This window comes from Sphingomonas sp. (assembly GCF_964263785.1).
GTDB lineage: Bacteria > Pseudomonadota > Alphaproteobacteria > Sphingomonadales > Sphingomonadaceae > Sphingomonas.
The window spans coordinates 1-11917 of record NZ_CAXVWL010000084.1 but is presented as its reverse complement, the minus strand read 5'-3'; the positions used below and the strand labels follow the sequence as shown (position 1 = coordinate 11917).

The window sequence follows — 11917 nt, the reverse complement described above, 5'->3', positions numbered from 1 at the left end:
CGGCGCCACGCTCTCGCTCGCCGCCTGCGCGAGCGGGGACAAGCGTCCCAAAACCGACCTCGCGGCGTCCAAGGTGACGACGATCGGCGTCAATTCCTATCTGTGGCGCGCGACGCTGGACACGCTGTCGTTCATGCCGCTGGTGCAGACGGATTCTAACGGCGGCGTGGTGGTGACCGACTGGTACATCAACCCGAACTCGCCGGCCGAGCGGATCAAGGTGACGGTGTCGATCCTGGACCAGGATCTGCGCGCCGACGCGGTGCGCGTCGCGGCGCTGCGCCAGGTGAACCAGGGCGGTCAGTGGGTGGCGGCGCCGGTGCAGGCGTCGACCACGCAGAAGCTGGAGGACGTGATCCTCACCAAGGCGCGCGACCTGCGCCGCGCGTCCCTTGTCGGCTGACGCCGAGAGGCCGCCCGCGCGCTTCAATGCGCTGAAGGCGGATGCGCATTGGCAGCGGGTGTGGGACGAGCGGCGGACGTTCGCCGCGGACGACGCTTCGCCGAAGCCGAAGAGCTACGTGCTCGAGATGTTCCCCTATCCGTCGGGGAAGATCCACATGGGGCACGTCCGCAATTACACGATGGGCGACGTGCTGGCGCGCTATCGCCGGATGCGTGGCTATGAGGTGCTTCATCCAATGGGATGGGACGCGTTCGGGATGCCCGCGGAGAATGCGGCGATGGAGAAGGGTGTCCATCCGGGCACTTGGACGCGCGCCAATATCGCGGCGATGAAGGCGCAGCTGAAACGGCTCGGCTTCGCGCTCGACTGGAGCCGCGAGCTGGCGACGTGCGAGCCGGACTATTACGGGCACGAGCAGGCGCTGTTCCTCGACCTGTTTGCGGCGGGACTGGTGTACCGCAAGGAGAGCGCGGTCAATTGGGACCCGATCGACATGACCGTGCTGGCCAACGAGCAGGTGATCGACGGCCGCGGCTGGCGATCGGGGGCGCTGGTCGAGCGACGCAAATTGTCGCAATGGTTCCTGAAGATCACCGATTTCGCGGATGAGCTGCTTGATGGGCTGGGGGCGCTGGATCAGTGGCCTGACAAGGTTCGGTTGATGCAGGAGAATTGGATCGGGCGGTCGCGCGGGCTGCAGTTCCGGTTTGCGTTGTCGGATGGCGGCGATGTCGAGGTCTTCACCACCCGGCCGGATACGATCTTCGGCGCGAGCTTCGTCGCGGTCGCGGCGGATCACCCGATCGCCAAGGGCTGCGCCGAGCGGGACCTAGCAGCGGCCGCGTTCATTGCGCGGTGCAAGCAGGGGGGCACGACCGCGGCCGAGCTGGAGACGCAGGAGAAGCTGGGCTTCGACACCGGCCTGACCGCGGCGCATCCGTTCGACGCAGGCTGGCGGCTGCCGGTGTACATCGCGAACTTCGTGCTGATGGAATATGGCACCGGCGCAGTGTTCGGCGTGCCCGCGCACGACCAGCGCGACCTGGATTTCGCGCGCAAATACGCGCTGCCGGTCAAGCGGGTGGTGTCGGACGGCGCGGAGGACGCGCCGGTGTTCGCCGGCGACGTCGCGTGGACGGGTGCGGGGACATTGTGCAACTCGCATTTCCTCGACGGGATGGATGTCGAGGACGCCAAACGGACCGTCATCGAGCGGGCCGAGGGCGAGGGCTGGGGACGCGGCACCACCGTGTACCGGTTGCGCGACTGGGGCGTGTCGCGGCAGCGCTACTGGGGGACGCCGATCCCGATCGTCCATTGCGCCGCCTGCGGAGCAGTGCCGGTGCCCAAGGACCAGCTGCCGATCGTGCTGCCCGAGGACGTATCGTTCGCGGTGCCCGGCAATCCGCTCGACCGGCATCCGACGTGGAAGCATGTCGCGTGTCCGTCGTGCGGCGGCGAGGCGGTGCGTGAGACCGATACGCTCGATACCTTTGCGGATTCGTCGTGGTATTTCATCCGCTTCGCCAGCCAGCCGAAGGACCGGCCGTTCGACCGTGCGGTCGCCGAGCAATGGCTGCCGGTGGGGCAGTATATCGGCGGGGTCGAGCATGCGATCCTCCACCTGCTCTACGCGCGGTTCTGGACGCGGGCGTTGAAGCATATCGGGCAACTCGACGTGGCGGAGCCGTTCACGGGTTTGTTCACGCAAGGGATGGTGACGCACGAGACGTACTTTTCAAACCAGTTTGGCGGTGCGTTCGACACTGGATTGAAGGTAAGATGGCTGTCGCCCGACGAAGTTGAACTTACGCACGATGGCTATCGGGAAAAGGCGACCGGGGAGGAGGTGATCCGTGGTCGCGTGGAAAAAATGTCGAAGTCGAAGAAGAACACCGTCGATCCCGAGCCGATCGTCGACCAATACGGCGCGGACGCGGTGCGGTGGTTCATGCTGTCGGATTCGCCGCCCGAGCGCGACCTACCATGGTCGGAGGCGGGCATTGAGGGCGCCTGGCGGTTCGTCCAGCGGCTGTGGCGGTTGTTCGACGGCGTCGTCGCGGGGAACGGCGAGGACGTCGCGCTGCGCAAGCTGACGCATCGAACGACCGCGGGCATCGCCGAGGCGATCGAGGGGTTGCAGTTCAACAAGGCGGTCGCGCTGATCTACACGCTGGCCAATGCGGTCGAGAAGGCGCCCGCGTCGCGCGACCGGGCGGATGCGGTGGCGACGCTGCTGCGCGTCGTCGCACCGATGGCGCCGCATCTGGCTGAGGACGCCTGGGCGGCGGCGGGTGGCGACGGGCTGATCGCCGATGCCGCCTGGCCCGCAGTCGACCCGGCTTGCCTTGTCGACGACGAGGTGACGATCGCGGTTCAGGTCAACGGCAAGCTGCGCGACACGCTGGTGTTCCCCAAGGGCGCACCGCGCGAAGCGATCGAGGCGGCGGCGCTGGCGTCGGACAAGATCGTCCGGCTGCTCGACGGCAAGGCCCCGCGCAAGATCGTGGTGGTGCCCGACCGGCTCGTGAATCTCGTCGCATGAGGCGCTTCGGCCCTCTGGCGCTGTTGGTGCTGCCAATAATCTTGGCGGGGTGCGGGCTGCACCCGCTGTACGGCGGCGGTGGCGCCGGCGGGGTCGTAGGCACGCTGCGCCAGGTCGAGGTCGCGACGATCGAGGGCAAGGCGGGGTGGCTCGTCGGCAACGCACTGCGCGACCGGCTCGCGGCGGACGGCCCGGCGCGGTACCGGCTCGATGTGCGGCTCGACGACAGCATCACCGGACTCGGCGTGCGCCGCGACGACAGCGTCAGCCGCGAACGGCGAACGTTGCGCGCGCGCTATCAACTGGTGCAGCTCGCCGACGGACAGGTGCTGCTCGATGCCAGCGCGGGTTCGGACGCGGGGATCGACGCGGTGCAATCCGAATATGCGACAATCGCGGCGGAGAATACCGCGCTCGAACGGCTGTCGGGGATCATCGCGGACAAGATCGTGTCGCGGATCGCGCTGTATGCGCAGCGTACGCCCGCCACCACCTCCGCTACGGTCCCCGGTCCGGCCCCCACGCCGGCACCGTGAAAGCCAACGCCGGGCAGATCCGCACCGCGCTCGATCGGCCGAGCGACGACATCCGCCTGTACCTCCTCCACGGCCCCGATGAGGCCGCCGCCGCCGAACTGGCGCGACGGCTGTGGGCGGCGCTGGGGCCCGAGGCGGAGCGGGTCGACCTCGATGCAGCAACGCTGAAGTCCGATCCCGCCCGCCTTGCCGACGAGGCCGCATCCTTGTCGCTGTTCGGCGGGGTACGATTCGTCCGCGCCGGGCCCGTCGGCGACGAGAGCCACGAGGCGCTGGCAGGATTGCTGGCGACCGAGCGCGCGGGCAATCCGGTCGTCGTGCTGGCGCCGGCGGTGCGGACCACCGCCAAGATCGTCAAGCTGGCCATTGAGTCGCGAAGTGCGATGGCGTTCGCCTGTTACCTGCCCGAAGGCGAGGCCGCCGACAGGATCGTCCTCGACGTCGCGCGTGCGCACGGGCTGCGCACGACCGCGGCGATCGCGCGGCGAATCGCGGAGGCATGCAGCGGCGACCGCGCGGTGATGACCCGCGAGATCGAGAAATTGGCGCTGTTTCTCGATGCGGACGTTGGGCGGCCCGCCGATCTCGACGAAGCGGCGCTCGATGCGGTCGGTGCCGACATGGGCGATGCCGAGACGTCCCGAGTCGTCGAAGCGGTGATCGAAGGCAATGCGGCGACGGCGGGCGCGGAGATCGCGCGGCTGGAAGCGGCGGGCACTTCCCCCATCCCTTGGCTGCGCGCGATCGCCCGGCGGCTGATCGTGCTTGCCGAGATGCGCAGCGAGATCGACGGCGGCGATAGCATCGACGGCGCGATGAAGCGCCACCGCATCTTTCGTGGCGAGGAAGCGGCGACGGCCCGGGCGCTGCGGCGCTGGTCGCCGGCGATGCTCACCGCCGCGCTGGCGCGGGTGCGCGCAGCCGAACATGCGATCATGGCGCCGGGCAATGCGGGATCGGTGATAGCCGACGTTGCCACCGTGGCGCTGGCGCGGAATGTCGAGCGGCGGGGTTAGATATCCTCGCCGGTCAGCCGCTGGCAGACCATGTCGAGCTGGTCGAGCGTGCTGTAGCCCAGCGTCAGTGTGCCGCCCTTGTCGGAATGCGCGATGCGGACCGACAGGCCGAGCAGGTCGGCAAGCTGGCGCTCGAGCGCGGCGATGTCGGCATCGGGGCCCTTGCGCGGTGCATCGCCCTCGCGATCGCGCCGCGGTTTGGCATCGCGGGCGAGACGTTCGGTATCGCGCACCGACAGGTTTCGCTCGATGATCCGGTCCGCCAGCATCTCGATGTCGCGCGCGCCGAGCAGCGCGCGGGCGTGGCCCATCGTCAATTTGCCTTCGACGACATGCTGCTGGACCGGCGCGGGCAGTTCGAGCAGACGCAGGAGATTGGCAATGTGGCTGCGCGATTTATGGACGATCTTGGCCAACGCATCCTGGGTGTGGCCGTATTCGCCGGCGAGCCGCTGGTAGGCTTGGGCTTCCTCGATCGCGTTCAGGTCCTGACGCTGGATGTTTTCGACCAACGCGATCTCGAGCGTCTCGGCATCGTCGAAGTCGCGGACGACGACCGGCACCTCGTGCAGATGCGCGCGCTGTGCGGCACGCCAGCGGCGCTCGCCCGCGACGATCTGATAGCCGTGGGCGTGCGGGCGGACGACGATCGGCTGGATCAGCCCGCGTGCGGCGATCGATCCGGCGAGCTCGTCGAGCAACGCGTCGTCGAAATGACGGCGCGGTTGATCGGGATGCGGCGACAGCGACTCGATCGGGAGCACGCGGACCCCCTGCGCGGACGCTTCGCCCGGGGTGACCGGCGCCTCGCGCGCGATCTCGCCGAGCAGGGCGTTTAAGCCCCGCCCCAGCCCGCTCGGGCGGATTCGCTTGCTCTCGCTCATGCTGCCTGCGCTGCCTTGGGCAACCGCGCGATCATCTCACGCGCCAATGCGATATACGCCTCCGATCCGGCGCAACGATGATCGTAGATGAGCGCGGGGAGACCGTGGCTTGGCGCCTCCGAGAGCCGGACATTGCGCGGGATGACGGTTTCGAACACGACGCGGCCGAGGACGGCGCGGACGTCGGTGGACACTTGCTCGGTCAAGCGGTTGCGGCGATCGAACATCGTGAGCGCAACGCCCAGGATGGACAGGCCCGGGTTGAACCGGTTGCGGATGCGCTCCACCGTGCTGAGCAATTGCGACAGCCCCTCGAGCGCGAAGAACTCGCACTGGAGCGGGACGAGCAACGAATCGGCGGCAACCATGGCGTTGATGGTCAACAGCCCAAGTGAGGGCGGGCAATCGATCAGGACGATGTCCCAGCGCCGCACCGCCTGGTTGAAGGCGCGATCGAGGCGATGGGTGCGGGCCTCATATTCGATCAGCTCGATTTCGGCGCCGGAGAGATCGACCGTTGCGGGCACGACCTCCAGTCGCGGGACGCAGCTCTGCACCACCGCTTCGTCGATCGTCGCGCCGCCGAGCAGGACGTCATAGCTCGACCGTTTGCGCTGCGCCTGGGTGATCCCGAGCCCGGTCGAGGCATTGCCCTGCGGGTCGAGATCGAGAAGCAATACCGTCATGCCTGTCGCCGCCATCGCAGTCGCGAGGTTGATTGCGCTGGTCGTCTTGCCGACCCCCCCCTTCTGATTGGCAATGGCGATGCACGTCACTGCGGTTGCCCTTGCATGACCAGGATCGACGACTCGGCATCGGTGATGCTGTGTTCCACGTGAAACATCTGCGAACTCAGCTTTGCAACGGAGATGGGGGCGGCGTCCCCCGACCGGCCGCGCGGGAGCAACCAGATCGTCTCGGTCTTGGCGCAGGCAGCGCCGGCATGCAAAATGTTTTCAACGCGCGACACCGCGCGGGCCGAGATCACGTCGAATGGTCGAGTAAGGGTCTCCGCCTTGCCATGCACGACATCGGCGTGCGGCAGGTCCAAGGCCCTGACACAATCGGCGAGGAATGCTGCCCGCTTTCGTCGCGGTTCGACCATTGTCACGGAGCGTTCCGGTGCCAACAGCGCGACAATCATCCCAGGAAAGCCGCCCCCGGTGCCGATGTCGAGCCAGCTTCGCCATCGTTCCGGAGCCAGCGCGAGGAGCTGCGCCGAGTCGACGGCATGCCGGGACCAGATCGCGTCGACGGTCCCGGGAGATATCAAATTCTGCCGACCATTTTCTGCGACAACCAGATCGAGAAAGCTGCCGATCCGGTCCATGACGGCGGTGCCCCACCGCTCCGCAATCCAGGTACGCGCCGCGTCCTCGTTCATGCGGCGCGGCGACGGGTGTGGAGCAGGATGGCGGATAACGCCGCGGGCGTTATGCCGCGGATGCGCGATGCGGCGGCGAGCGAAGACGGGCGCGCTTGGCTCAGACGCGCGATCATCTCCGTCGACAACCCCGCCACGGCCGCGAAGTCGAGATCGACAGGAAGCAGCACCGCCTCGCCGTCACGCAGGCGCCGGACCTCCTCGGCCTGGCGTTCGAGGTAGGGCGCGTAGTGCGCATCCTCCAGTACTTCGGACACGACGTCGACATGGTAGCCCGCTACGTATGGCAGAAGCATTTCCAGCGTGACCTGGTCGTCGCGCAGCCAGGCGAACAGCGTTCGACGGGAGCCATCCTGCCCCACCCGGCCGCCGAGCGCAGCGACTTGCGTCGCACTGGCCTTCGCATCGAGTTGTGTGCGGAACGCAGCGCGGTCGTGATCGCGTCGTTCCTGGTGCCGGCGGCGGTCTACGCCGACGCAGCCGATCGCTCGCGCGATCGGGCCGAGGCGCGTCTCGGCATTGTCGGCGCGCAGGGCAAGGCGGAACTCGGCCCGGGCGGTGAGCATCCGATAAGGCTCGGTGACACCCTGGAGTGTCAGATCGTCGATCATCACGCCGATGTAGCTCGACGCTCGGTCGAGCACGAGTGGCGGCTTGCCGAGTGCCCGTGCGGCGGCGTTGATCCCGGCGACGAGGCCCTGCCCTGCGGCTTCTTCATACCCGGTCGTGCCGTTGACCTGACCGGCAGCGAACAGCCCGGAGATCGCCCGCGACTCCAGGGTGGCATCGAGCGCGCGTGGATCGAGATAGTCATACTCGACAGCGTATGCGGGCACAGCCATGCGGACGCGTTCGAAGCCGGGGATGGTTTCGAGAAGAGCTTGCTGGATCTCGGCTGGCAACGAGGTTGACAGACCGTTGGGATAGATCAGTGGATCGTCGAGGCCCTCGGGCTCGAGGAAGAGCTGGTGCGATGGGCGATCGGCGAAGCGGTGGATCTTGTCCTCGACCGACGGGCAGTAGCGGGGGCCAGAAGCTTCGATCGCGCCGGTGAACATCGGCGAGCGATGGAGATTAGCGCGGACGATCGCGTGTGTCGCTTCGGTGGTGCGAGTGATCGCGCAGGCGAGCTGAGGCAATGGCCGCGCATCGCTCATCGGCGACATCGTCCAGGGATCGTCGTCCGAAGCCTGCATCTCGAGCCGCGCCCAATCGATCGTGCGGCCGTCGAGGCGCGGCGGGGTTCCGGTCTTGAGCCGCGCGACCGGCAGTGCGTGGGCGCGCAACTGCTGCGACAGGCGTGTGCTTGCCGCCTCGCCGACGCGGCCGCCGCCGGTCTGCTCCTCGCCGCGGAAGATGGTGCCGCCGAGGAAGGTACCCGTCGCCAGGACCACCGTGCGCGCCGTGAACGCCGAGCCGTCGGACAGGCGGACGCCCGCGACCCGATCGGCGTCGAGGATCAGCTCGGCGACTTCACCTTCGATGATGGTCACTTCGGCATTGGTCAGCGTCGATTGGACCGCGGAGCGATACCGGCGGCGGTCAGCCTGCACCCGCGGACCGCGCACCGCCGAACCCTTGCTGCGGTTAAGCATGCGGTAATGGATCGCTGCCGCATCGGCGCAGCGTGCCATGAGGCCGTCGAAGGAATCCACCTCGCGGACGATATGGCCTTTGCCCAAGCCCCCGATCGAGGGATTGCACGACATCGCGCCGATGCCGAGACGGCCGAGCGCGATCAAGGCTGCCCGTGCGCCGCAGCGCGCCGCTGCCGCGGCAGCCTCGGTGCCGGCGTGGCCACCGCCAATGACGAGTACGTCGAACATCGCCGCTCGCTACAAGCAGGCGACGGGGCGCGTCAAAGATGTTCCACGTGGAACATCACTTGCCAAGGCAAAATCGGCCAAAGAGCGCGTCGAGCATGGCTTCGGTCGCATCGATCCCCAGCAGGCGGGCAAGCCCACGCCGTGCGCCCGCCAGCGCTTCGGCGATCAACAGCGGATCGCGCGGGAGATGGTCGAGCGAGTTCGCAGCCTCTTCGCAGGTGCGCTGCTGATGCGCGTGCATGGCGGGCACGTCTGCCATGGTTGCCAGCATCGTCTGAGCGCGTGACGCGATCACATCCCAGAGGCTGCCGATCGAGTCTGCATCGGTCGCCGAAATCGCGACATCGGGACCGAAAGGCAACACCTCCCTGCCCGCCGCATCGCTGCGCGCGTGTACCCAGATCGCCTCGTTTCGCGGCGGCGTATCGTCGCCGAGCCATACGAGGAGGTCCGCGCTTGCCATCGCTTCGTGCGCCCGTGCGACGCCCAGCGCTTCGACGACGTCGTCTGTCTCGACCAATCCGGCGGTATCGACCAGCGTCAGCGGGAGGCCGCCGCGGAGCACCGGCGCCTCTACCCGGTCGCGGGTCGTTCCCGATATCGGCGAGACGATCGCCGCGTCACGTTCCGCGAGCAGATTGAGCAGGGTCGATTTCCCCGCGTTGGGCGGGCCGGCGATCACCACACGGACGCCGTCGCGCAGCCGCTCGACCGATGGTCCGGCAAGCGCCGCCGCGATCGTGTCGCGCAAGACCGCGACGTCCGCGAGGATCGGGTCGATCGCCGCGGCGTCTGCCAGCACATCGTCCTCCTCGGCATAGTCGAGCAGTGCCTCGACACGCGCCGACAGATCGGCGACGGTGTCGAGCCACGCGCGGGTGCGGGCGCTGATCTGCCCTTCGGCCGCCGCCATCGCCGCGACGCGCTGCGACTCGGTTTCGGCCTCGAGCAGATCGGCTAGCCCCTCGGCTTCGAGAAGGTCGATCCGCCCATTCTCCAGTGCGCGGCGCGTGAACTCGCCCGGCTCGGCGCGCCGCAGACCGGGGTGAGTGCCAAGCGCTGTCTCGACGGCGGCGACCACCGCACGACCGCCGTGGCAGTGGAATTCCACGAGGTCCTCACCGGTGGCGCTTGCCGGTCCGGGGAAGCAGAGCATCAGCGCGGCATCGAGCAACGCACCGTCCGCATCGCGCAAGCGCCGCAGCGATGCGGTTCGTGGAGCCGGCAGCGTCCCCGCCAACGCACGCGCCGCAGCGAAGGCCCCGGGGCCGCTGCACCGGATGACCGCGATTGCCGCGGGCGGGCGCCCGCTGGAGACCGCGAAGATCGTCGTCACCGCCTCAGCCCGGCTTGCCCGCATCGAACAACCGCCGCCACATCGCCATTCCCGCCTCGCCCATCGGCGCCCAGTTGCGGATCATCGCCTCGAGCTGCTCGGGCTTCACGCCGCTCTCCATCGTCGCCATCATCATTGCAATGTAACGCTCGTGGACTGGGGTCAGATCGGGCAGCCCCATGGCGCGGCGCGCCTCTTCCGGAGTGCAATCGATCTCGATGGTCGCCTTCATTGTCCGTCCCCTCGCCGCTGTCCGCCCAGCATAACGTGAGGCTGACTTGACGTCGCGTCAGAAGAGCGACGCAATCCCGACACTCGGATCGACGACCCCCTCGTAGATCATCTTGCCCGCCACATAGAGGATGACCAGCAGCCCGACGTAGCCGATCCAGCGGTATCGCTCGATATACTTGGCGATCAGATTGGCGGCGATGCCCATCAGCGCCACCGACAGCAGCAGGCCGATAATGAGGATGCCGGGGTGTTCGCGCGCCGCGCCGGCGACCGCGAGCACGTTGTCGAGGCTCATCGACACGTCTGCGACGGCGACCGCCCAAGCGGCGGCGGCGAAGCTCTTGGGCGAGCGGACCCCGGCGACGCCGTCGTCGGAATGAGGACCGGCCTCGCGCAGCTCGCGCCACATCTTCCAGGCGACCCACACGAGCAGCAGCCCGCCCGCAAAGATCAGGCCCGTGACGCCGAGCAGCCAGCTGACCCCGAGCGCAAAGACGATCCGGAGCACCAATGCCGCAATGATGCCGATCAGGATCACGCGCTTGCGCTGCTCGACCGGCAACCCGGCCGCGAGCGCCCCGACGACGATCGCATTATCGCCCGCCAGGACGATATCGATCATGAGGACCTGGACGAACGCGGCGAGCGTCGCGGGCGAGCCGATGTTGGAGAAATCGGCGACGATGTGGTGCCAGATCTCGGCGGGAGAGCCTGGGCCAACCGCGGCCGCGGCGAGTAGGGCGGAGATTAGCAACATGAAGCTCCTGTCATCCAGGCCGCATTAGCTTAAGCGCGCGCCGCGGCAAAGCCACGTCGTCTGTCGAGGCGTGCCGCGCCGGCCATCCGCGTTCGAGTCCTGCAACGGCGCGCCGCAGGCCGAACGCTACTGATTCATCGAGTCGAAGAAATCGTCGTTTGTTTTCGAATTCTTCATCTTGTCGAGCAGGAACTCCATCGAATCGATCGTGCCCATCTGCATCAGGATGCGGCGGAGCACCCACATCTTGGACAGCTTGTCCTTCTGGACCAGCAGCTCCTCCTTGCGGGTGCCCGACTTGCCGACGTCCATCGCCGGGAAGACGCGCTTGTCGGCGACCTTGCGGTCGAGCACGATCTCGGAATTGCCGGTGCCCTTGAATTCCTCGAAGATGACCTCGTCCATCCGGCTGCCGGTATCGATCAGCGCGGTCGCGATGATCGAGAGCGAGCCGCCCTCCTCGATGTTGCGCGCCGCGCCGAAGAAGCGCTTGGGCCGCTGCAGCGCATTGGCATCGACGCCGCCGGTCAGGACCTTGCCCGACGAGGGGACGACGGTGTTGTAGGCACGACCCAGCCGCGTGATCGAGTCGAGCAGGATGACGACATCCTTCTTGTGCTCGACCAGCCGCTTCGCCTTTTCGATCACCATCTCGGCGACCTGGACGTGGCGCTGCGCCGGCTCGTCGAACGTCGAGGACACGACCTCGCCCTTCACCGAACGCTGCATGTCGGTGACTTCCTCGGGCCGCTCGTCGATCAGCAGCACGATGAGGAAGACCTCGGGATGGTTCTCCGACAGCGCGCGCGCGATGTTCTGGAGCATCACGGTCTTGCCGACGCGCGGGGGCGCCACGATCAGCGTGCGCTGTCCCTTGCCCTGCGGCGAGACGATGTCGATGACGCGCGAGGACTTGTCCTTCACCGTCGGGTCGAAGTTATCGAGCGTCAGCTTCTGCTCGGGATAGAGCGGCGTCAGATTGTCGAAATTGAC

At 67.6% G+C, this 11917-nt stretch carries 12 protein-coding genes; 4 read left to right on the top strand and 8 right to left on the bottom strand.

All coding sequences use genetic code 11. The features are described from left to right. The 4 genes from ACE5C1_RS11615 to holA all read left to right on the top strand — a co-directional run. Positions 1-403: DUF3576 domain-containing protein (locus ACE5C1_RS11615; RefSeq protein ID WP_374944239.1), on the top strand; the 403-nt coding region annotated here is incomplete at its 5' end. After that, a complete protein-coding gene (gene leuS / locus ACE5C1_RS11610; protein ID WP_374944238.1) occupies positions 393-2951 on the top strand; it encodes a leucine--tRNA ligase in 2559 nt (852 codons plus the stop codon). The genes ACE5C1_RS11615 and leuS, both read left to right, overlap by 11 nt. Continuing rightward, a complete protein-coding gene (gene lptE / locus ACE5C1_RS11605) occupies positions 2948-3487 on the top strand; it encodes an LPS assembly lipoprotein LptE (protein ID WP_374944237.1) in 540 nt (179 codons plus the stop codon). Before leuS ends, lptE begins: the two co-directional genes overlap by 4 nt. Continuing rightward, positions 3484-4503 carry a DNA polymerase III subunit delta gene (gene holA / locus ACE5C1_RS11600; protein WP_374944236.1) on the top strand — a complete coding sequence of 340 codons (1020 nt, stop codon included), beginning with the start codon at positions 3484-3486 and terminating at the stop codon, positions 4501-4503. The genes lptE and holA overlap by 4 nt, the downstream gene beginning before the upstream one ends. Here the strand turns inward: holA and ACE5C1_RS11595 are convergent. From ACE5C1_RS11595 to rho, 8 genes are all read right to left on the bottom strand, one after another. Further along, positions 4500-5387, bottom strand: coding sequence for a ParB/RepB/Spo0J family partition protein (locus tag ACE5C1_RS11595; RefSeq protein ID WP_374944235.1), 888 nt, complete (start codon positions 5385-5387; stop codon positions 4500-4502). The two genes, holA and ACE5C1_RS11595, sit on opposite strands and share 4 nt — an antisense overlap. Then, positions 5384-6163 (bottom strand): ParA family protein, encoded by a 780-nt coding sequence (locus tag ACE5C1_RS11590; RefSeq protein WP_374944234.1) that lies wholly within the window; start codon positions 6161-6163, stop codon positions 5384-5386. The genes ACE5C1_RS11595 and ACE5C1_RS11590 overlap by 4 nt, the downstream gene beginning before the upstream one ends. Next, the gene (gene rsmG / locus ACE5C1_RS11585) at positions 6160-6771 is read right to left on the bottom strand and encodes a 16S rRNA (guanine(527)-N(7))-methyltransferase RsmG (protein ID WP_374944233.1); all 612 of its coding nucleotides are present in this window, start codon (positions 6769-6771) and stop codon (positions 6160-6162) included. The genes ACE5C1_RS11590 and rsmG overlap by 4 nt, the downstream gene beginning before the upstream one ends. Then, positions 6768-8597, bottom strand: a complete 1830-nt coding sequence (gene mnmG, locus ACE5C1_RS11580) for a tRNA uridine-5-carboxymethylaminomethyl(34) synthesis enzyme MnmG (RefSeq protein ID WP_374944232.1) — start codon at positions 8595-8597, stop codon at positions 6768-6770. The genes rsmG and mnmG overlap by 4 nt, the downstream gene beginning before the upstream one ends. Positions 8598-8652: 55 nt before the next feature. Continuing rightward, on the bottom strand, positions 8653-9933 hold the full coding sequence (gene mnmE, locus ACE5C1_RS11575) for a tRNA uridine-5-carboxymethylaminomethyl(34) synthesis GTPase MnmE (protein WP_374944231.1): 1281 nt from the start codon (positions 9931-9933) through the stop codon (positions 8653-8655). Positions 9934-9937: 4 nt separating this feature from the next. Further along, positions 9938-10165 (bottom strand): DUF6489 family protein, encoded by a 228-nt coding sequence (locus ACE5C1_RS11570; protein ID WP_374944230.1) that lies wholly within the window; start codon positions 10163-10165, stop codon positions 9938-9940. 57 nt (positions 10166-10222) lie between these two features. Then, positions 10223-10924 (bottom strand): TerC family protein, encoded by a 702-nt coding sequence (locus tag ACE5C1_RS11565; protein ID WP_374944229.1) that lies wholly within the window; start codon positions 10922-10924, stop codon positions 10223-10225. Between the two features lie 126 nt (positions 10925-11050). Beyond that, a partial coding sequence (rho, locus tag ACE5C1_RS11560) for a transcription termination factor Rho (RefSeq protein WP_374944228.1) occupies positions 11051-11917 on the bottom strand: 867 nt, incomplete at its 5' end.

What these genes read in the sequence shown, in the direction of transcription:
- ACE5C1_RS11570 (WP_374944230.1), bottom strand. Translation starts at nt 10,165, where the DNA reads ATGAAGGCGACCATCGAGATCGATTGCACTCCGGAAGAGGCGCGCCGC.
- mnmG (WP_374944232.1), bottom strand. Translation starts at nt 8,597, where the DNA reads ATGTTCGACGTACTCGTCATTGGCGGTGGCCACGCCGGCACCGAGGCT.
- ACE5C1_RS11595 (WP_374944235.1), bottom strand. Translation starts at nt 5,387, where the DNA reads ATGAGCGAGAGCAAGCGAATCCGCCCGAGCGGGCTGGGGCGGGGCTTA.
- ACE5C1_RS11565 (WP_374944229.1), bottom strand. Translation starts at nt 10,924, where the DNA reads ATGTTGCTAATCTCCGCCCTACTCGCCGCGGCCGCGGTTGGCCCAGGC.
- lptE (WP_374944237.1), top strand. Translation starts at nt 2,948, where the DNA reads ATGAGGCGCTTCGGCCCTCTGGCGCTGTTGGTGCTGCCAATAATCTTG.
- rsmG (WP_374944233.1), bottom strand. Translation starts at nt 6,771, where the DNA reads ATGAACGAGGACGCGGCGCGTACCTGGATTGCGGAGCGGTGGGGCACC.